This is a genomic window from Novosphingobium sp. ZN18A2 (assembly GCF_036784765.1).
Classification (GTDB): domain Bacteria; phylum Pseudomonadota; class Alphaproteobacteria; order Sphingomonadales; family Sphingomonadaceae; genus Novosphingobium.
Map to the genome: position 1 here is coordinate 183,895 of NZ_CP136651.1, position 19,196 is coordinate 203,090.

At 65.0% G+C, this 19,196-nt stretch carries 18 protein-coding genes; 3 read left to right on the forward strand and 15 right to left on the reverse strand.

Annotated elements, in window-relative coordinates; all coding sequences use genetic code 11:
• Positions 1-23: 23 nt before the first annotated feature.
• The 10 genes from RXV95_RS01005 to RXV95_RS01050 form a co-directional block, all read right to left on the reverse strand.
• Positions 24-1,367 carry an oxygenase MpaB family protein gene (locus tag RXV95_RS01005; RefSeq protein WP_338467167.1) on the reverse strand — a complete coding sequence of 448 codons (1,344 nt, stop codon included), beginning with the start codon at positions 1,365-1,367 and terminating at the stop codon, positions 24-26.
• A gap of 67 nt (positions 1,368-1,434) precedes the next feature.
• Positions 1,435-1,794 carry an iron-sulfur cluster assembly accessory protein gene (locus tag RXV95_RS01010; RefSeq protein ID WP_338467168.1) on the reverse strand — a complete coding sequence of 120 codons (360 nt, stop codon included), beginning with the start codon at positions 1,792-1,794 and terminating at the stop codon, positions 1,435-1,437.
• 41 nt (positions 1,795-1,835) lie between these two features.
• Positions 1,836-2,312: an SUF system Fe-S cluster assembly protein gene (locus tag RXV95_RS01015; RefSeq protein ID WP_338467169.1), complete on the reverse strand. Its 477-nt coding sequence runs from the start codon at positions 2,310-2,312 to the stop codon at positions 1,836-1,838.
• Entirely contained in the window at positions 2,309-3,493 is a 1,185-nt protein-coding gene (locus RXV95_RS01020) for a cysteine desulfurase (RefSeq protein WP_338467170.1), read from the reverse strand. Before RXV95_RS01020 ends, RXV95_RS01015 begins: the two co-directional genes overlap by 4 nt.
• Before the next feature lie 80 nt (positions 3,494-3,573).
• The gene (locus tag RXV95_RS01025; RefSeq protein WP_338467171.1) at positions 3,574-4,326 is read right to left on the reverse strand and encodes a SufD family Fe-S cluster assembly protein; all 753 of its coding nucleotides are present in this window, start codon (positions 4,324-4,326) and stop codon (positions 3,574-3,576) included.
• Positions 4,323-5,063 carry a Fe-S cluster assembly ATPase SufC gene (sufC, locus tag RXV95_RS01030; protein ID WP_338467172.1) on the reverse strand — a complete coding sequence of 247 codons (741 nt, stop codon included), beginning with the start codon at positions 5,061-5,063 and terminating at the stop codon, positions 4,323-4,325. Before sufC ends, RXV95_RS01025 begins: the two co-directional genes overlap by 4 nt.
• 2 nt (positions 5,064-5,065) lie before the next feature.
• Entirely contained in the window at positions 5,066-5,587 is a 522-nt protein-coding gene (locus RXV95_RS01035) for a DUF559 domain-containing protein (RefSeq protein WP_338467173.1), read from the reverse strand.
• Complete coding sequence (gene sufB / locus RXV95_RS01040; RefSeq protein WP_338467174.1) at positions 5,587-7,080, reverse strand: Fe-S cluster assembly protein SufB; 1,494 nt, start codon at positions 7,078-7,080, stop codon at positions 5,587-5,589. Before sufB ends, RXV95_RS01035 begins: the two co-directional genes overlap by 1 nt.
• 1 nt (position 7,081) lies before the next feature.
• On the reverse strand, positions 7,082-7,525 hold the full coding sequence (locus RXV95_RS01045; protein ID WP_338467175.1) for an SUF system Fe-S cluster assembly regulator: 444 nt from the start codon (positions 7,523-7,525) through the stop codon (positions 7,082-7,084).
• 102 nt (positions 7,526-7,627) lie between these two features.
• Positions 7,628-8,623, reverse strand: coding sequence for an AraC family transcriptional regulator (locus tag RXV95_RS01050; RefSeq protein ID WP_338467176.1), 996 nt, complete (start codon positions 8,621-8,623; stop codon positions 7,628-7,630).
• Positions 8,624-8,973: 350 nt separating this feature from the next.
• Here RXV95_RS01050 and ggt point away from each other — a divergent pair, with 350 nt between their 5' ends.
• Complete coding sequence (gene ggt, locus RXV95_RS01055) at positions 8,974-10,776, forward strand: gamma-glutamyltransferase (RefSeq protein WP_338467177.1); 1,803 nt, start codon at positions 8,974-8,976, stop codon at positions 10,774-10,776.
• 171 nt (positions 10,777-10,947) lie between these two features.
• A complete protein-coding gene (locus tag RXV95_RS01060; RefSeq protein ID WP_338467178.1) occupies positions 10,948-12,765 on the forward strand; it encodes an AMP-dependent synthetase/ligase in 1,818 nt (605 codons plus the stop codon).
• A gap of 51 nt (positions 12,766-12,816) precedes the next feature.
• Here RXV95_RS01060 and RXV95_RS01065 read toward each other — a convergent pair whose 3' ends face one another.
• The 3 genes from RXV95_RS01065 to RXV95_RS01075 all read right to left on the reverse strand — a co-directional run bounded on the left by RXV95_RS01065 (position 12,817) and on the right by RXV95_RS01075 (position 15,788).
• Positions 12,817-13,344: a hypothetical protein gene (locus RXV95_RS01065; protein WP_338467179.1), complete on the reverse strand. Its 528-nt coding sequence runs from the start codon at positions 13,342-13,344 to the stop codon at positions 12,817-12,819.
• Positions 13,345-13,468: 124 nt separating this feature from the next.
• The gene (locus RXV95_RS01070) at positions 13,469-14,203 is read right to left on the reverse strand and encodes a tRNA (guanine(46)-N(7))-methyltransferase TrmB (RefSeq protein WP_338467180.1); all 735 of its coding nucleotides are present in this window, start codon (positions 14,201-14,203) and stop codon (positions 13,469-13,471) included.
• 46 nt (positions 14,204-14,249) lie between these two features.
• On the reverse strand, positions 14,250-15,788 hold the full coding sequence (locus RXV95_RS01075; RefSeq protein ID WP_338467181.1) for a glycosyltransferase family 39 protein: 1,539 nt from the start codon (positions 15,786-15,788) through the stop codon (positions 14,250-14,252).
• Between the two features lie 144 nt (positions 15,789-15,932).
• Here RXV95_RS01075 and RXV95_RS01080 point away from each other — a divergent pair, with 144 nt between their 5' ends.
• A complete protein-coding gene (locus RXV95_RS01080; protein WP_338467182.1) occupies positions 15,933-17,135 on the forward strand; it encodes a mechanosensitive ion channel family protein in 1,203 nt (400 codons plus the stop codon).
• A 76-nt stretch (positions 17,136-17,211) separates the two neighbouring features.
• Here RXV95_RS01080 and RXV95_RS01085 read toward each other — a convergent pair whose 3' ends face one another.
• Together RXV95_RS01085 and RXV95_RS01090 are read right to left on the reverse strand one after the other, a co-directional pair.
• Positions 17,212-17,907: a response regulator transcription factor gene (locus tag RXV95_RS01085; protein WP_338467183.1), complete on the reverse strand. Its 696-nt coding sequence runs from the start codon at positions 17,905-17,907 to the stop codon at positions 17,212-17,214.
• 173 nt (positions 17,908-18,080) lie between these two features.
• Positions 18,081-19,079, reverse strand: a complete 999-nt coding sequence (locus RXV95_RS01090; RefSeq protein ID WP_338467184.1) for a tetratricopeptide repeat protein — start codon at positions 19,077-19,079, stop codon at positions 18,081-18,083.
• Positions 19,080-19,196 lie beyond the last annotated feature (117 nt).

Consider the following 19,196-nt stretch of genomic DNA (forward strand, 5'->3'; position numbering starts at 1 on the left):
CGATCTGTAATACCAACCTGCACTCAGGCCGGGGCTTCGGCCTCTTTCCCGCTTGCCGCCGGCTTGTATTTCGCACCGTCGCTGGTGAATTCTGCGTGGCCCAGCGTGCCGAGATAACGCTGCAACCTGCCGGTCAGCCGCATCGCCGCGATCTCACGCAGGACGGGCACCTTGCCCGCCGCTTCATAGGCGCGCATCCGGCCAACCACGTGCAGACCCACCGCGGCGGCGCGGGCACGGTCAATCCCCGAAATCCGCACGCCGAAATCGCGCGCGCGACGTTCGTCCCCGCCGCAGAAGTTCTGCAGGAAATAGACTTTCGAAAAGCTCTTTTCGAAGCGTTCGCGCATCGCGCCCTTCGGCGTGGAGGTATCGCCCAACTGCGCCTCCATCGTCGCGCGCAGCAGCGCGCCGCAGGTCGCATCGTCAAACCCGCTGCGCAGCGTCACCATGCGCGCGTTCCATGCATCGACGATCTCTGCCGGGGTATCGGCCAGCAGGTCCTGCGGCAGGCCCAGCAGGAAGCAGCGATAGCGTGACAGTTCGATCTGCGCGCGTTCGTCCGCCGTAAACCCGCGCTTTTCGCGCAGCGCCTTGCTGGAGATGAAAAAGTCACTGATAAGGCCGGCGGGCATCTGGTCGACTTGCGGGATCGGGATACCGAACACCCTCTGGTCCCACCGCCCTTTCGACAGCACGTTGAAGCGCACCATCGAATGCATCAGCCGCACCATCGCCGCCGCCTTGAAGCCGGGGCCGAACCGCCTCAGCGCGCCGGGCAGTGTGGATGTGCCGAAGAATGTGGCGGTTTCCTTGATCCGGCGCGCGGCCGTCTTGTTGGAAAGCGTGCCGGTCAACGCCATCGGCAGCGCCGCGTACTTGTTCATGAAGGTGGCGATGAATCCGCCCCGGATCGCCCAGGGCGCGAAGTTCGCCATCGCGTTGCGCTGAAGCCGCGCGCCCTTTTCCACCAGCTTCATGTCCACCCATGCGGGCGTGTCTTCCATAGCGGCGATGAAGCGCGAAAGTTCCGGCGGCGCATCGGGCACCGCGTCCACACCCTTGTCGCAGGCGGCCACCAGCATTTCGACCAGCGGGCGGAACCCGTATTGCGGCATCAGCGCGGCGTAGGGATCGGCCACCGTGTCGCCCAGCATGGTATAGGCTTCCATGCGGCCGATCAGGTCGCGGTCTGCCAGCAGGCGCTCTGCCATGCCGGGTGAAACATTGCGCAAATCGGAAAGTTCGGGCTGGCCGTCCAGCAGTCGTTCCGGTCGCAGGCCGAAATCGATGCCCCCGTACATCGCGGGATTATCGCTCTTCTGGCTCTCGATCTTCTGCCGCAGGTCTTCGCCGGTCAGCGCCATGATCCTCTCCGCGCATTTAACCGCGCGATTGAATACCATCGCAGGCGCCGTGGCAAGGCGCAGCGCATCAGACGGTGAAGCTCTCCCCGCAGCCGCACGATCCGGTGGCATTCGGGTTGTTGAACACGAAGCCGGCGGTGAAATCGTCCTCGCGCCAGTCCATCGTCGACCCGATCAGGTAGAGCACGCTCGCTCCGTCGATGAAGAAGGTGCCGCCGCTGGTTTCGATGCGTTCGTCCATCGGATCGGCCTCTGTGACGAAGTCGACCGAGTAGGCGAGGCCCGAACAGCCGCGTCGCGGGGTGGAAAGTTTCACGCCGATTGCATCGTCCGGCGCCTTTTCCATCAACGCGCCGATCCGCGCTTCGGCGGCGGGCGTCAGCGTAACGGCGGCTGGGCGCGGGCGTATCCTGGTTTCGGTCGTCATCTCATATCTCTCCCCCCTCCCACCAACGGGAAGGGATCAAATTACAGCATACCCAGTTCCAACCGGGCCTCGTCGCTCATCTTCGCGGGGTCCCACGGCGGGTCCCACACGATCTCTACCTGCGCGTCGCGAACGCCGGGCACCGCGCCGATGCGCAGTTCCACTTCGCCCGGCATCGATTCGGCCACCGGGCAGTGCGGCGTCGTCAGCGTCATGGTGACGGCAACGTCGCCTTCGTTCGTTACGTCCACGCCATATATAAGGCCCAGGTCGTAGATATTCACGGGTATCTCGGGATCGTAGATGTCCTTGAGCGCGGTAATCACCGCCTCATAGGTGTCGCCGCCCGGCTGGTTGGGATCGGCCCCCACGGGCTTTTCCGACAGGAACCCGTCAAGATAGTCGCGCTTGCGCTCCAGCTTTTCGGCAGGCGATTCGGTCGCGTCTTCAACCTTCGCGCGCGGTGCGGTTTCCACCTTGTCCACTTCCTCGACGGCAAATTTGGGATCGTCGCTCATCCGAATATCCTCCTCGTGCGATCGATGCCTCGGATGAGAGCCTCGATGTCGCTTTCGTCCGAATAGATGCCGAAACTGGCGCGCGCGGTGGCCGGGACGCCAAGGTGGTCCATCAGCGGCTGCGCGCAGTGGTGCCCCGCGCGGATCGCCACGCCTTCCTCGTCCAGGATCGTGCCAAGGTCGTGCGGATGCACGCTGTCCAGCGCAAAGCTGACGATGCCCGCGGCCTCGTCCGGCCCGAACAGCGTAACCGCGTTGGTCGCGCGCAGCGCATCGCGCGCTTTAGCCACCAACGCGCGTTCGTGCGCGTCGATGGCTTCCAGCCCGATGTCCGACACGAAATCCACCGCCGCGCCAAAGGCGATCGCCTCCACAATGGCGGGCGTGCCCGCCTCGAAACGCTGCGGGGGCGGCGCATATGTGGTCTTTTCGAAGGTCACGCGGTCGATCATCGCGCCGCCGCCCTGCCACGGCGGCATGGCGGCGAGGATCTCCTCTTTCGCCCAAAGCGCGCCGATGCCGGTCGGCCCGTAAAGCTTGTGCGCCGAAAAGGCATAGAAATCGCAGCCCAACGCCGCCACGTTCACCGGCAGGCGCGGAACGGCCTGGCAGCCGTCGATCAGGATCTTCGCGCCCACGCCGTGCGCAAGGCGCACCGCGCGCTCCACGTCGAGCACAGAGCCGAGCACGTTGGAAACGTGCGCCAGCGCAACCAGCTTGTGCGCCGGGGTAAGCATCGCTTCCGCCGCGTCGAGATCGATCCGCCCGTCCGCCGTCAGCGGGCAGACGTCGATTTCTATGCCGGTGCGATCGCGCAGCATCTGCCACGGAACGATGTTGGCGTGATGTTCAAGCGTTGAAAGCAGCACGCGGTCGCCCGCCTTCAGGTTCGCCGTGCCCCACGTGTTGGCGACAAGGTTGATCGCCTCGGTCGCGCCGCGCGTGAACACCACTTCGCTTTCCGCGCCGCCGATGAAGGCCGCAACCTTCCTGCGCGCCGCCTCGTAAGCCAGCGTCATTTCGGCCGAGCGGGCATAGACCCCGCGATGCACGGTCGCATAGTCGCGCCCCATCGCGGCCGCCGCCGCGTCGATCACCGCTTGTGGCTTCTGGGCGGTGGCGGCGGTGTCTAGGTAGTGCCAGCGGTTGCCATCCGGGGTCAGCAGGCCGGGCCATGTCATGCTGTTTCCGCTCGTGTCGAGCGCAGTCGGGACGCGCTTCTCGACTGCGCTTGACGCGAACCGAGGGGTGGAGGCTTCCGTCATCCCGCATCCCCCAGAGCTTCCAGCGCCTTGTCGAGCAACGCGGCGGCTTCGCCCTCGTCGCTCATCGCCTCGAATGCGTCGGCCACGAAAGCGCGGATCAGCAGCTTGCGCGCCGCTTCGGGCGGAAGCCCGCGCGCCGCCATGTAGAACGCGGCCGCATCGTCCAGCGCGCCGATCGCGGCGCCGTGCGCGCACTTCACGTCGTCGGCGAAGATTTCCAGTTCCGGCTTGGCGTTGGCGGTGGCGCCCGCTTCCAGCAGCATCGCCTTGAAATTCTGCGCCGCGTCGGTTTTCTGCGCATCGGGCGAAACCTCGATGCGGCCGAGGAAGTTGCCGGTGGAGCGCCCCCACTGGACCGAGCGCACGACCTGGTTCGATGTCGCGTCCGGCTCCGCATGGAGCACGCGCGTCACGAATTCCTGCGTTCCGGTGCCGCCCAGCGTCACCCCGCCGAATTCGAAATGCGCACCTTTGGCAAGCCGCACCTCCACTTCCAGCCGCAGGTAATCGGTGCCGGTGTTGATCGCGAAAATCTCTGCCCGCGCGCCTTCGCCCACGGTCAGGTGAACGCGGTGGAGTTCCGGCCCGGTGCCGTCCAGCACCAGCGTCTTCGCGCGCGTCTCGCCCGGCGCGAGCGTTACCTCTTTCCAGACGTCGAACGCTTGCGGAGCGAAGGCCGCCAGCGCATCGCCATCGGCATAACGCCAGTCCTCGTCACGCGTGGTGGGAAGGGTTGCCGCCTCTCTCACGCCACCGCCTCATAGCCTTCGCGCTCAAGCTCGTGCGCCAGTTCGGGGCCGCCGGACTTCACGATGCGGCCATCCGCAAGCACGTGCACGAAATCGGGCTTCACGTAGTCGAGCAGCCGCTGGTAGTGCGTGATCAGCAGCACCGCCTTGTCGGGCTTGCGCATGATCGAATTGATCCCTTCGCCCACCACGCGCAGCGCATCGATGTCGAGGCCGGAGTCGGTCTCGTCCAGAACGGCGAGCTTCGGATCGAGGATGCCCATCTGCACCATCTCGGCGCGCTTCTTCTCGCCGCCCGAAAAGCCCACGTTCACCGGGCGCTTCAGCATGTCCATGTCAAGCTTGAGCAGCCCCGCCTTCTCGCGCGCGAGCTTCAGGAACTCGCCGCCCGAAAGCGCCTCTTCCCCGCGCGTCTTGCGCTGGGCGTTCAGGCTTTCGCGCAGGAACTGCACGAACGAGACGCCGGGGATCTCGACCGGGTACTGGAAGCCCAGGAACAACCCGGCAGCGGCGCGTTCGTGCGGTTCCATCCCGAACAGGTCCGCACCTTCGAACGTGGCCGAACCGCCGGTCACTTCGTAGCCGGGCCGCCCGCCGAGCGTATAGCCCAGCGTGGACTTGCCAGCGCCGTTCGGCCCCATGATCGCGTGGACCTCGCCCGCGTTGATGGTGAGCGAAAGCCCCTTGAGGATCGGCTTGTCGGCAACGTTCGCGGAAAGATTGGTGATTTCTAGCATGTTCAGTCCTGATGCGTGCGGGCCGGGCGGGCGTCGCGCGGGTTGTGCGCGCGGCCACGGGACGGCCTGGTGTTCTGTCGGGCGCGGCGTTCGTGCCAGCGCGCTTCCATCGCGTCGCGGATATGCGCGGCCGCGCCTTCGGGATCGGCGAGCACCTCGGCAGCGGGCAGGCGGAGCACCTGATAGCCCACTTCGGCAAGGCTCTTGTCGCGGGTGGGGGCGTAGGCCGCGTCCTCGTCGCCATCGAGTTCGACCACCAGCATCAGCGGCTTGCAGGCGAAGTCGACGATGGCCGAACCGATCACGTCCTGGCGGCGGAAGGTGTAGCCACCGGTATCGACCTCGCCCAGCGCCTTGTTGAGCGCGGCCTGCGCCTCGGTGGGATGGCGGCGCATCTCGCGCGCACGGTCGTGCAGCACGTCGAGCCGCTTCTCGTCGATCTGCCAGCCACGCCCCTTCTTCTTGAGGCCGGAGGGCGCATCGTCACTGGGCGCGCGGGTGGAAAGGGTCTTGCGTTCGGTCATCACCCCACGCTCCCTTCCAGAGAGATCGCGAGCAGCTTCTGCGCTTCCACGGCAAATTCCATCGGCAGTTCCTTGAGCACTTCCTTGGCGAAGCCGTTGACGATCAGCGCCACCGCCGCTTCCTGGTCCAGCCCGCGCTGCATCGCGTAGAACAACTGGTCGTCGCTGATCTTGCTGGTGGTCGCTTCGTGCTCGATCTGCGCAGAGGGGTTCTTCACTTCGATATAGGGCACGGTGTGCGCACCGCACCTGTCGCCCAGCAGCAGCGAATCGCACTGGGTGAAGTTGCGCACGCCCTCTGCATTGGGGCCGACGCGCACCAGCCCGCGATAGGTGTTGTTCGACTTGCCCGCGCTGATGCCCTTGGAAACGATGGTGGAACGGCTGCGCTTGCCGTTGTGGATCATCTTCGTGCCGGTATCGGCCTGCTGGCGGTTGTTGGTGACCGCGACGGAATAGAACTCGCCCACCGAATCCTCGCCATTCAGCACGCAGCTGGGATACTTCCACGTAATCGCGCTGCCGGTTTCAACCTGCGTCCAGCTGACCTTGCTGCGCTTGCCCTGGCACAGCGCCCGCTTGGTGACGAAGTTGTAGATGCCGCCCTTGCCCTCGGCATCGCCGGGATACCAGTTCTGCACCGTGGAATACTTGATCTCCGCATCGTCGAGCGCGACCAGTTCCACCACGGCGGCGTGAAGCTGGTTTTCATCACGCTGCGGGGCGGTGCAGCCTTCGAGGTAGGAAACGTAGGCGCCCTTGTCCGCCACGATCAGCGTGCGTTCGAACTGGCCGGTATTCTCCGCATTGATGCGGAAATAGGTGGAGAGCTCCATCGGGCAGCGCACGCCTTCGGGCACGTAAACGAAGGTGCCGTCGGAAAAGACCGCGCAATTCAACGCCGCGAAATAGTTGTCGTGCTGCGGCACGACGCGGCCCAGCCACTTTTTCACAAGATCGGGATATTCGCGGATCGCTTCGCTGATCGAACGGAAGATCACGCCCGCGCTTTCCAGCTCCTTGCGGAATGTGGTGGCGACCGAAACGCTGTCAAACACCGCGTCCACCGCCACCTTACGCGCGCCTTCCACGCCCGCCAGCACTTCCTGCTCTGCAATCGGGATGCCCAGCTTGTCGTAAACCGCCTTGATATCGGGATCGAGTTCGTCGAGCGATTCGAGCTTCTTCTTCGGCTTGGGCGCGGCGTAGTAATAGGCGTCCTGATAATCGATCGGCGGCACGTCCAGCTTCGCCCAGTCGGGCGGCGTCATCGTCAGCCAGTGACGATAGGCCTTCAGGCGCCATTCCAGCATCCATTCGGGCTCACCCTTCTTGGCGCTGATGAATCGCACGGTGTCTTCGCTCAACCCCTTGGGCGCGAATTCCTGGTCGATCTCGGCCGACCAGCCGTGCTCGTACGTCTCAAGCTTCTGCGCGGCTTCGCGCGCGGCGCGGTCGGTAATGCCGTCGGTCAGTTCCACATCTTCACTCATGTCAGATCCCGCTCGTTTCGAGCATTCCGGTTTGTCCCGGAGTTGGCGGCGCGGCGAGGTCGCTCAGCGCGATGCCGGCGAGCGCGGCGCGCAGCGCGTTGTTCACTTGCGGCCAGTGCGGACGAACAGTGCAGCAATCTTCCACCGAACAATCGTGCCCGCCTTCTGTGCAGGCGGAAAGCGCGATCGGCCCTTCCACCGCTTCCACGATATCGGCGAGGCTGATTGCCGCCGCCGGGCGCGCCAGCTTCAGTCCGCCGCGCGCACCGCGCGTGGAATTGAGCAGGCCGGCGGTGGCAAGCTTGCTGACCAGCTTCTGCACGGTCGGCGCGGGCAGGCCGGTTTCGTCGGCCAGCTGCGCGGCATTGACGCGCACCCCGCCACAATGCCGGGCGGCGGCGCTCATCGTCACCACTGCATAGTCTGCCATGCTTGAAAGCCGCATCGCGCGAACCCGCCTTCGGTTTGCTCCGGTAAAAACCGGCAGGCCCGTTAATCGGACCATTCCATTCCGATTATCTATTCATGAAGGCGCATAAACGCAAGGTCAGTCCGGCACTTTCCGTTCGAAATCCGGGGGCAGGCCCGCGTAGCGCGGCCTGGTTTCGCGGTAATGACGCAAGGCCAGAAGCTCTGTAAGAAGCGGCGTATCGCTTTCACCCAGCCGCGAAGGCGTGCGGCCCACGAACAGGCGGATTTCGCGAATCATGTGCGGCTGGTCGTAAAACGCGTTTTCGATGCGCACGATCTCTTCCGGCCCGGTTTCCGGGTCCGCCAGCAGCGCGGCGGCGCGAAAGGCGCGATACTTGCGGGCAAGCTGCTTTGGCGGAAGGCCGAAATACTGGTGGATCAGGCGCTGCAGCTGGCGCCGCGAATAGAGCGCACGGTCGGCAAGATCCTCAACCTTGGGCGAAAGCGATTCGCTCATCCATTGCGTCGTCAGATCGATCAGCCGCACGTGCGGCTCCGGCACGGGCCTGATCGCCGCGGCCAATGTTTCGCTGGCGATCTCCGCCAGGTCGGCGGCAGAGGCGTCGCCGCGGTCATATCGGCGCACCAGATCCTCTCCCAGCCGGGCGAACGCCTCTCCCATCACCGCGCCGGCATCGTACATCCGGTTGCCGTGGTCCGCCGCGGAGAGGCCGGAAAGCGCTGCCCAGCCAAGCGGGGTCAGTGTGGCCGCAAAGGCGTGCCACGGCCCGTCTATCAGCAGGGGCGATGCTTCGGTCTGCGGCGTCAGCAGGTTGATTCGGCTGCTTTTCGCGATCTCTCCGCCGGGCAGGTGGATTTCCCCCGTGCCGCGCAGGAATGCGATGACCAGCCCCATGCCCGCCGCCTGGATATCGGCGATATGCGGCTCGTCGCAGCGCAGCAGCACATACCTGAGGACAAAGGGTTCGAGCGCGGCGGGCGGAGCGACATATTGGAAATCGATAAGCGAACGGCGGACCAACGCATGATTGACCGCGCCATGCGCGGCTTGCGTCTTTCCATCCGATTTGGCGAACGTCCCCGACCCGTCCGCTTCGCTTCCCGAATCCATCTTTATCCGTTCATTTGCCCCGCACGCCCGTCCACCAACGTGAATCCTGTGTTATCCGCGCAAATATCGCAAGTCGCGCATATAAAAAAAGGGCGGCCTGTCGCGTTTGGGACAGGCCGCCTTGAAGTGGAGAACTCGACACATCGCTGCACCGAGCCCTTCGGGTCGCAACACTGTCCTTAAAGGTCGATCCGATTCGGGAATTGTATGGATTCGACAAAATGACCGTTTCGCACACAACTTTGCGTCCGCGCCTGTGACGAAACCGATTAGATTTGTTTAACTTTTGCTACAATCGTGTGCCATTCCGGGATTGCCGCGGCGCAGCATTCTCCCTAGCTTCGGCGCCCATGAACATCCGTCCGCTCGCGCTCTCTGCGCTTCTCCTCGCCTCTGCCTGCGCGCAGGTTCCCGCATCGCAAACCGCACCGGCAACGGCCCCGCCGGTTGCCACCCAGGCAGCCGCCAACGAAAACCCGCAAGCCGGTGCCGCCATGGTTTCCGCGGCCGACCCGCGCGCTGCGGCGGCGGGCGTGGAAATGTTGCGGCTGGGCGGCAACGCCACCGACGCGGCAATCGCAACGATGCTGGCGCTGAACGTGGTGGAACCGCAGAATTCGGGCATCGGCGGCGGCGGTTTCTGGGTGCGCCACGACGGGAAGTCCGGCGCGCTTTCCACTATCGACGGCCGCGAGAGCGCACCGGCCGCCGCCACGCCCGACTGGTTCTTCGGCGCGGACGGCAAGCCCATGCCGTTCCGGCAACTGGCCATCGGCGGCCGCAGCGCGGGCGTTCCCGGCGCGGTGGCGATGATGGCAAAGGCCCACGCCGAGCACGGCAAGCTTCCGTGGGCGACGCTGTTCGGCCCGGCAATCGCGCTGGCGCGTAACGGCTTTGCCGTCAGCGCGCGGATGCACAACGGCCTCAACCTCTATGGCCGCCACGTCGTCGGCTGGGCGAAACAGGTCTATTTCGAGCCCGATGGCGACGCTGTGGCCGAGGGCAAGATGCTGAAACTGCCCGCGTTGGCCGATACGCTGGAACGGCTGGCGAAGGGCGGGCCGGACGTGTTCTACAAGGGAGAAAACCCGCAGAAGATCGCCACCGCGCTCGATACCGCGGCGACCAATCCGTCGAAGATGACCGCCGCCGATATCGAAGGCTACAAGGCGATTGACCGCGCGCCGGTTTGCGAAACCTATCGCAAATACAAGGTGTGCGGCATGGGGCCGCCGTCATCGGGCGGGATCACCGTGCTGATGATCCTGAAGCAGCTGGAACGCTTCGACCTGCACGCGCTGGGGAGCAAATCCCCGGTTGCCTGGCACCTGATCGCCGATTCGGAACGGCTCGCCTATGCCGACCGCAACATGTACATCGGCGATCCCGGCTATGTCAGCGTGCCGGTGAAGGGTCTTCTGGACCCGACCTATCTCGCCAGCCGGTCTGCCCTGATCTCTCCCGATCACATGCTCGCCTCGATCGAGGCCGGCCATCCCGCCGGGGCGCCGAAGCGGGCCAAGGTTCCGTACAAGGACGATCCGGGCACAACCGACCTTGCCGTGGCCGACGCCGCCGGGGACGTGGTTTCCGTGACGACCACGATCAACGGCTATTTCGGATCGGGCATCGCGGTCGACGGCTATATGCTCAACAACGAGCTTCCCGATTTCGACGCCAACCCGTCGCCGGACGGATACCTTGCCGCCAACGCCGTGGCTGGCGGCAAGCGCCCGCGCAGCTCGATGGCGCCCACCATCGTCTATGGCCCTGACGGCAAGGTGCGCCTTGCCATCGGCGCGGCGGGCGGGGCGACGATCATCTGCCAGGTCGCCAAGGCGATCATCGGCGTGATAGACTGGGACATGACCGCGCAGCAGGCGATCGCCACGGGGCTGATCTTCGCGCCGTCGACCAAATTCGCCGTTGTAGAGCAGGGCAGCGACCTTGAACCGCTGGTTCCCGCGCTCAGGGCGATGGGCGAGGATATCAAGGTCGCGCCGCTGGGACTGAAGGCCAACGCGGTGGAACGGGTGAACGGCAAATGGGTCGGCGCGGCCGATCCGCGCAGCGAAGGCGTGGCGATGGACACCGCCGGCAACGTGACGCAGATCGTGCGCCGGTCCAACAGCCTGAACGGCGCGCACGAATGACGCGCTGACCAGCCCCTCCCCATGACCACGCGCGGCACCGGCCCGGTCGGGTCGGGCCGCGCGGCGTCTCTTCCCACAACATAGCGCACGCGCGGTTGCCGTCGCGTCTGGCGGCGATTACACCCGCTGACACATCCGTTCCGGCAGAGAACGGCGTAGAGAGGGCAACGCGTGCAGCTTTCAGACTTTTCCGCCTACCCGAACCTTGTCGCCATGTTCCTCGACCGCGCACGCGAACGGGGGGACAGCCCCTTCCTGTGGGCGAAGCGCGGCGGCCAATGGCAATCGATATCGTGGCGCGAAGCGGTGGACCGCGTGTGCCTTCTGGCCGAAGGGCTGCGCCGCCTGGGCCTGCAGGACGGCCAGCGCGTGATGCTGGTAAGCGAAAACCGGCCCGAATGGTGCCTGACGGACCTTGCGATCATGGCCGCCGGGCTGGTTTCGGTGCCAACCTACATCACCAATACCGAACGCGATCACCTGCACATCCTGGAAAACTCCGGCGCGCGCGCGGTGATCGTATCCAGCGCAAAGCTGGCCGCGCCTCTGCTTCCCGCCGCGCTGCGCGCGCCCTGTGCCGAACACGTGATCGGCATCGAACCGTTGAAGCAGGCGCAATCGGGCACGCTCAACTTTCACGACTGGGAAGGCCTGATGGAAGGCGACGCCGCGCTGGCGCGCGCGGCGGTGCACCGGCGCATCGAATCGATCGGGCGAAAGGATACCGCCTGCATCATCTACACCAGCGGCACCGGAGGCGCGCCGCGCGGGGTTATGCAGCACCACGGATCGATCCTGTGCAACGTGGAAGGCGCGGCCGAGATCCTGGCCAACGATTTCGGCTGGGAGGATGAGGTGTTCCTGTCCTTCCTGCCGCTCAGCCACGCCTATGAACACACCGGCGGCCAGTTCCTGCCGATCGGCATGGGATCGCAGATCTATTATTCCGAAGGGCTGGAAAAGCTTGCCAGCAATATAGAGGACGTGCGCCCCACGATCATGGTCGTGGTGCCGCGCCTGTTCGAAGTGCTGCGCGCGCGCATCATGAAGCAGGTGGAAAAGCAGGGGAAGGTCGCGGGCTTCCTGATGGACAAGGCCCTGGCGATTGGCGACCGCGCGGCGCAAGGCAACCGCAAGCTGGCCGATTACCCGATGAGCTTCCTGCTGGAACACACGCTGCGGCCCAAGATCCGCCAGCGTTTCGGCGGCCGGATCAAGGCCATGGTTTCGGGCGGCGCGCCGTTGAACCCCGATGTCGGCGTGTTCTTCGATGCGATGGGCCTCACCATGCTGCAAGGCTATGGCCAGACAGAGGCCGGGCCGGTGATCAGCTGCAACCGCCCCGCCGCCGGGCTGAAGATGGATACCGTCGGCCCGCCGATGAAGGGCGTGGAGGTGAAGATCGCCGACGATGGGGAAATCCTGGTGCGCGGCGAACTGGTGATGCACGGATACTGGCAGAACCAGGCGGAGACGGAGCGCGCGATTCCCACTTCCGGGCAGGACGCGGGCTGGCTGCACACCGGCGACATCGGCCATATCGACGAAAACGGCCGCATCTGCATCACCGACCGCAAGAAGGACATGATCGTCAACGACAAGGGCGACAATGTCTCGCCCCAGAAGATAGAAGGGATGCTGACGCTCCAGCCCGAAATCGCGCAGGCGATGGTGAGCGGGGACAAGCGGCCCTATATCGTCGGCCTGATCGTGCCCGATGCGGAATGGACGGTGGAATGGTGCCGGGCAGAGGACGAGAAGTTCGACATACCCACGTTGCAGGATCTGCCCGCCTTCAGGAATGCGATCCGCACGGCGATAGACCGGGTGAACAAGGACTTGTCCGTTACCGAAAAGGTGCGCCAGTTCACCTTCGCGGACGAGGCCTTTTCCATCGAGAACGAGGAAATGACGCCAAGCCTGAAAATCCGCCGCCACAAGATCCGCGACCGCTATGGCGAGCGGGTGGATGCGCTTTACAAGGCCTGAGCAACATAAGGACCGGCCTCGTTCGGCCGGGCGTCAGCCCCAGTCAGCCCCTCAAGCCGCTTCCTTCTCCACGTAGTCGGGAAAGAAGCTGGGTGCGCGGGTGGACCAGCCGGGCGCGGTCGCCGCGGCTTCGCTGATCGACTGCAGCAGTCCCTTGCGGCGTTCAGGCCGAATCTGCGGCAAGGCGGCGGCACCGCAGAACGCGGCCGGAAGCCACGGGCGCGCATCGGCGCCCAGCAGGCGTTCGTAAAGAAAGCGATAGGCCGAAAAGCAGGAAAGCCGTTCCTGCGCCAGGTCGAAGGCCGAAACGCGCACCAGCTTGCCGATGAAATCGTCCACGCCATCGAACCCGCCGCTGCGCGGCATTGCGCGGCGCAGCGTCTTCAATTCCTGGTAGGCGACATACTGGCCGCGGATCGACGCGGCCTCCTCACTATCGCGCGCCCACAGGCGGAATGCGTCCTGCCGGCCCAGCCCGACATCCAGGCTGCGCTTGATGTAACGCTGCTCGGCAGCAGAGAAGCTGGCGAATTCACGCAGTTCGGCAATGGCCAGCGATGCGAAGTCGGTATTCGACATGCCCCGTCTCCTGATGCCGCAAATCCCCTGTCGGCGGCAGGGAGAAGGAGACCACATGATGGTTAACAAGCAGCTAACCCGGTGTGCGTGCCGGGGCGGAAAAGCGCCTTAATGCCCTATTCGATCACCCCCGGCGGCGATAGCGAAAGTACCACACTTCATGGCCATAGACGCTCCGCGCCTTGGCCTCGTAACGCGTTTCGGGCCAGCCCGACGGGCGCACCATGAAATCCTTCGGGCGCTTTGCCAGCCATTCGAAGGCATCGGTATGCCGCTGCATCACCATCAGCGCATGGCGCAGGTAAACCGCGTGATCGGTGCCGAAGCGGAACTCTCCCCCCGGTTTCAGCTTGCGCGCGAAAAGCTCCACCGGCCCGTCGTTCATCATCCGCCGCTTGGCATGGCGCGCCTTGGGCCAGGGATCGGGGTGGAGCAGGTAGAGCATCGTCAGCGCACCGTCGGGAACGCGATTGAGCACTTCCAGCGCGTCGCCGTGATGGATGCGCACGTTGGCCAGCGGCGGGTGCGCGGGGGTGCCATCGGAATTGCGATCGCCATCGACGTGCATCAGCGCCTGCGCCACGCCGTTGAGGAACGGTTCCGCGCCGATGAAGCCGTGGCTGGGCAGCATGTCGGCACGCTCCGCCATGTGCTCCCCGCCGCCGAAGCCGATCTCGAAATGCAGCGGGCAATCGTGGCCGAACAGCCGCTCTGCCGTCACCGGCCCGTCGGCGGGCACGGCGATCTGCGGCAAGAGGTTGTCCACCAGCGCCTGCTGGCCCTTGCGCAGGGGCTTGCCCTTGGCGCGGCCATAGAGACGGTTGAGCGTAGTGGGATCGCCGGGCTTGTTCGCGGTCATGCGCGGGCGATTGGCAGCGCGGACGCGCCAATGCAAGCCGCGCGCGTCACATGTACATCTTGAGCTTCGGCCACAGCTTGCCGATCGGCGGGGTCACGCCCTTGCAGAAGGCAATCACCTTGCCGTTTTCATGCGCCATCGCCCATTTCGAATAGGTCTTGCCCAGCACGGTCATCTGCCGGCAATAGGGCTTCAGGTCTTCCGGATTGTGCTGGACCACCAGCAGGTTGACCGGGTGCTGCCCCTGCAAACCCCAGAGATAGAACTGGTTATGCCCCGAAAGCGCGGGCGGCAGGCCGTGGCCGTAAAGGTCCAGCGCCGAAGCTTCGCCGTAATTGTCCACCTTGATGCCCGTCGCCGCGCGGTCTGCGGGCGGAATGCGGTTCCACGCCGCCTCCACCTGGTGCGTGAAATCGTGCCAGCCCACCTGGTCGGCAAAGACCTGCGGCAACACGGTGCCCCTGAAGCTGCGCTCCTGCTGCTGCGGCGCGATGCCGGTGCGCTGCATATAGGCGGCAAGCGCGGACGGTGAGAGGACCGGCAGGGCAACCGGCGCGGCAAGCGCCGAAACGGCGACGCCCGCCGTAACCAGCAGGCCCGCAACCGCCTTTCCGATGGCGCCGCGCACCATGGGCGCAAGCGCGACCGCGCCGATCGCGAACAGCGTGGGATACAGCGGGGCAAGGTAATAATCCTTGCCGTGCCCCGCCCGCACGATAACGAACACCACCGCACAGGCGATGACAAGGAAACGCAGGTCTTTCAGCCGCTTGACGAAAAACGGCGCGACCAGCCCGGCGATCCACAGCGGCGCAAGGGCCGGGTTCATCACCAGCACCTGGTTGCCCAGGAACGGCAACAGGGGAACGTCCACGTTCTTGCCGTCCGCCGCGGCCCCCAGTTCAAGGAACGGGAAGCCGTGCGCCCATTGCCAGACGAACGACGGCAGCGCGACCAGCGCCGCGATCGCCGCGCCGGTCCAGAAGGCCGGACGCGCGAACACCCGGCGTTCGGGCGTCAGCAGCAGGCCGATCGAAACGCCGGCCATCCAGAACACCATCGAATACTTTATCTGCAACGCCGCGCCCGCGACCAGCCCGGCCCAGATCAGGGCGTGGCCGTCTTCATCGCGCAGCCCGCGCACGACAAGCCAGGCCACCAGCGTCCAGGCCAGCGGATCGAAGGCCGATGTGTTGAGCGTGGCGGTAATGCCCATCAGCATGGGCGCAATCGCGGATGCCAGCGCGGCAAGACCCACGGCGAGGCCGTTGCCACCCAGCAGTCGCGCGAACCGCACCGCCAGCCACACCAGCGCGCCCGCCGCCAGCGCGGCGGGAAGGCGCACACCCCACGCGCCCAGCCCCAGCTTGTAGAGCGCGGCGGCCAGCAAGGGCACGCCGGGAGGCTGGTCGACATAACCGAACGCGGGATGCTGGCCGCAGACGATGAAATAGAGCTCGTCGCGAAACAGGTCGTACCGTCCCGCCAGGGCGGCGTGGAACGCGAATACGGCCAGCCCGCAAGCCAGCGCCGCGATGTCCCCGCGCGCGGGGACGGGCACAGTTTGCGCGCGTGTCCGGTCCATCTTGTTCCTCCCTGCGCCCTGAGCGACAACTGTATTACAAATACAACACACCCTGTCCACCCGTGCCTGTTGCAAGCATTGAAGCGCCACAGGGGTTGAGGTTGGCCGCCCGTTCCGGCTAGCGCCGCGCGCATGCAACACCTGATGTCCCTTATTGCCGAACAGCCGGCCTGGGCGCAGACCGTGATCGGCCTTGTGCTCCTTGCTGTCGCCGCGCTGGCGCTCAATTTCCTGCTCAAGCACGTGCTGCTGCGCGCCGCCGCGCCGTTCCTCGACGAACGCAGCCTGACGGCGGACAAGGCGGCGACACGGCTTGCCACCGCGGTTCCGCTGCTGGTCATCTCGCGCGGGATCGCCTTCGTCCCCAACCTGCCGGACGAGGCGGTGACGCTGATCGCCAACGTCGCGCGCGCCACGATCATCCTGTCCGTCGCCATGGCGGTGAGCCAGGGGCTGAATTACGTGGACGAGCTTTACCGCCGTCGCCCGGAAGCGCGCAGCCGGCCGATCAAGGGCTATCTCCAGGTCGTCAAGATCGTGATCTATTGCGCGGCGGCGATCATGATGATCTCCGCCCTGATCGACCAGTCGCCGCTGCTGCTGCTATCCGGGCTGGGTGCGATGGCCGCCGTGCTGATGCTGGTGTTCAAGGACACGATCCTCTCGCTTGTCGCCAGCGTGCAACTGGGCAGCAATGACATGCTGCGCGTGGGCGACTGGATCACGATGCCCGACATGAACGCCGACGGCGACGTGATCGACATCGCGCTGCACACGGTGAAGGTGCAGAACTTCGACAAGACGATCGTCACCATCCCGACCTACAAGCTGATCGCGGAAAGTTTCCAGAACTGGCGTGGGATGAGCGACACGGGCGCGCGGCGGATCAAGCGGGCATTGTTGATAGACCAGAACGCGATCCGCTTCCTGACCGGCGACGAGGTATCGGGCCTGCGCAAGTTCCGCCTGCTGGACGAATACCTGGCGGGCAAGGACGCGGAAATCCGCGCGTGGAACGAAAGCGAACTGCCGGCCGATACCGATTCGGTGAACGCGCGGCGAATCACCAACATCGGCACGCTGCGCGCCTATATTACCGCCTATCTGCGGGCGAATGCGCGAATCAGCGACGGGATGACGCTGATGGTGCGCCAGTTGCCGCCCGGGCCGCAGGGCCTGCCGCTGGAAATCTATTGCTTCGCCACGACAACCGAATGGGCGAAATACGAAGCCATCCAGGCGGACATATTCGATCACCTTCTGGCGATCCTGCCCGAATTCGGCCTGCGGCTTTACCAGCAGCCCAGCGGCATGGACCTGGCCGCACTTCGCGCGAAGGCGGCCTGACACCCGCTTCGCGCACAACAGAACGGCCCGCCATCGCTGACGGGCCGTTCCGGGATTGTCACTTCAGGAGCGAATATCAGGCGGCTTCGGCCGCATCCTCCGGATCGCGCAGCACATAGCCGCGGCCCCAGACGGTTTCGATATAGTTTTCACCGCCGCAGGCATGGGCAAGCTTCTTGCGCAGCTTGCAGATGAACACGTCGATGATCTTCAGTTCCGGCTCGTCCATCCCGCCATAAAGGTGGTTGAGGAACATTTCCTTGGTCAGCGTGGTGCCCTTGCGCAGCGAGAGCAGTTCCAGCATCGCGTATTCCTTGCCGGTCAGGTGAACGCGCGCGCTATCGACTTCCACGGTCTTCGCGTCGAGGTTCACGGCCAGCTTGCCGGTGCGGATGACCGACTGCGAATGGCCCTTCGAACGGCGCACGACCGCGTGGATACGCGCGACAAGTTCTTCGCGGTGGAAGGGCTTGGTCACGTAATCGTCGGCACCGAAGCCGAAGCTGCGGACCTTCGAATCCATCTCGGCAATGCCCGACAGGATCAGCACCGGCGTCTGCACCTTGGCGACGCGCAGCTTCTTCAGCACGTCATACCCGTGCATGTCGGGCAGATTGAGATCCAGAAGGATAATGTCGTAATCATAGAGCTTGCCGAGATCGAGGCCTTCTTCCCCGAGATCGGTCGAATAGACGTTGAAGCCTTCGGCGGTGAGCATAAGCTCGATTGCCCGCGCAGTGGTCGGCTCGTCCTCGATCAGTAGAACCCGCATCGAATTGACCCCCTGTTTACCTGTCCCCGTGGCTTAACCCCAACGCAATGGGTCTTGCCCGTCATTAACCATATGACCAATGAAGAAGAAAGGTTAATTCTTCGTAAATCCTTGAATTGCGGCGAGTCGTTGTTTGAGGATCACACCCGGCCGGGGAAACCGCTGGCCTGAACCTATGCCCCCGGCACACCCAGGCTCTGGCCCGCTTCCTTGATGCGGCGCGTCTGGGCGGTGTCGTTCCGGAACGCGGCGAGCGCGTCTTTCAGCGCCTGTGCGGCCTTGCCCGTCTCGCCCAGTTGCATGCGGCTGCGCATCAGCATGATCCAGCCGTCGGCGTTATCGGGGTTGGCCTTCAGCTTGGCTTCCAGCCCGTCGACCATACCGTGCACCATCGCGTCCTGCTGGCCCTTGGGCAACTGCGCGGCGGCCTGCATTTCGTCGCGGCTCGGACCGGGGATCGCCGCCGATGCCTTTTCGGCGCCGTCCGTCACCATGCCGCCCTTCGGCGCGGCGAACTGCGTTTCGGCCAGCCGTTTGGAAACGTCGATATCGTTCTTCTTCGCGACCGTTTCGATCACGTCGCGGATATCCTGCGCATAGGGCGCATCCTCTGGCGTATCCTTCAACAGCGCGAACCACGCGTCGATCGCCTTGCGGTGCTGCCCCTTCAGGTCCATCGCCACCGCCTTGAAATATCGCGCGCGCGCATCCTTGGGGTCCAGCTTCAGCGCGCGATTGAAAGCGCGCATCGCATCGGCGGGAATCTTGCCCTCTTCCTTGCTGGCCAGAACCAGCGACTCTCCCAGGAAAGAAAACGTCTGCGCGTTATCGGGGTCCAGCGTGGTCGAACGCTTCAGCGCGGTCGCCGCTTCGGCATATTGTTCGGTCTGGAAATAGGACCAGCCCAGCATCCGCCAGCCTTCGGCATCGTCGGGGTTGTCCTTCAGCTTGGCTTCCAGCTTCGCGATCACCTCGTCCACCGAGGGCTGCGCCGATGCGCTGGCCGTGTCGGCGGGCGGCGGGGGAGGCGGCGCTTCCGACGAACTGCCGCGATTGATGGCAATGCCCGCGGCAACGACCGCCACGACTGCCGCCAGGCCCAGCAGGATGCGCCCCGCCAAGGACCCTCCGCCCGCACCCGATGCCGCCGGTGTGGGGGTCGGTTCGCTCATCTCGTGCTCCTTGCGCCTGTCGCGGCCGCGCTTCCGGCCCCTCGCAGCGCGGGCATATCCCGCTGCAAGCGCAAGTTGCAAGGCGCACGGCGAAGGCAAGCGAATGCAATCGCTGCA

Coding starts and splice junctions, on each gene's coding strand:
- RXV95_RS01005 (WP_338467167.1), bottom strand. CDS start 1,367: ATGGCGCTGACCGGCGAAGACCTGCGGCAGAAGATCGAGAGCCAGAAG.
- RXV95_RS01010 (WP_338467168.1), bottom strand. CDS start 1,794: ATGACGACCGAAACCAGGATACGCCCGCGCCCAGCCGCCGTTACGCTG.
- RXV95_RS01015 (WP_338467169.1), bottom strand. CDS start 2,312: ATGAGCGACGATCCCAAATTTGCCGTCGAGGAAGTGGACAAGGTGGAA.
- RXV95_RS01020 (WP_338467170.1), bottom strand. CDS start 3,493: ATGACATGGCCCGGCCTGCTGACCCCGGATGGCAACCGCTGGCACTAC.
- sufC (WP_338467172.1), bottom strand. CDS start 5,063: ATGCTAGAAATCACCAATCTTTCCGCGAACGTTGCCGACAAGCCGATC.
- RXV95_RS01035 (WP_338467173.1), bottom strand. CDS start 5,587: ATGACCGAACGCAAGACCCTTTCCACCCGCGCGCCCAGTGACGATGCG.
- sufB (WP_338467174.1), bottom strand. CDS start 7,080: ATGAGTGAAGATGTGGAACTGACCGACGGCATTACCGACCGCGCCGCG.
- RXV95_RS01045 (WP_338467175.1), bottom strand. CDS start 7,525: ATGCGGCTTTCAAGCATGGCAGACTATGCAGTGGTGACGATGAGCGCC.
- RXV95_RS01050 (WP_338467176.1), bottom strand. CDS start 8,623: ATGGATTCGGGAAGCGAAGCGGACGGGTCGGGGACGTTCGCCAAATCG.
- ggt (WP_338467177.1), top strand. CDS start 8,974: ATGAACATCCGTCCGCTCGCGCTCTCTGCGCTTCTCCTCGCCTCTGCC.
- RXV95_RS01065 (WP_338467179.1), bottom strand. CDS start 13,344: ATGTCGAATACCGACTTCGCATCGCTGGCCATTGCCGAACTGCGTGAA.
- RXV95_RS01070 (WP_338467180.1), bottom strand. CDS start 14,203: ATGACCGCGAACAAGCCCGGCGATCCCACTACGCTCAACCGTCTCTAT.
- RXV95_RS01075 (WP_338467181.1), bottom strand. CDS start 15,788: ATGGACCGGACACGCGCGCAAACTGTGCCCGTCCCCGCGCGCGGGGAC.
- RXV95_RS01080 (WP_338467182.1), top strand. CDS start 15,933: ATGTCCCTTATTGCCGAACAGCCGGCCTGGGCGCAGACCGTGATCGGC.
- RXV95_RS01085 (WP_338467183.1), bottom strand. CDS start 17,907: ATGCGGGTTCTACTGATCGAGGACGAGCCGACCACTGCGCGGGCAATC.
- RXV95_RS01090 (WP_338467184.1), bottom strand. CDS start 19,079: ATGAGCGAACCGACCCCCACACCGGCGGCATCGGGTGCGGGCGGAGGG.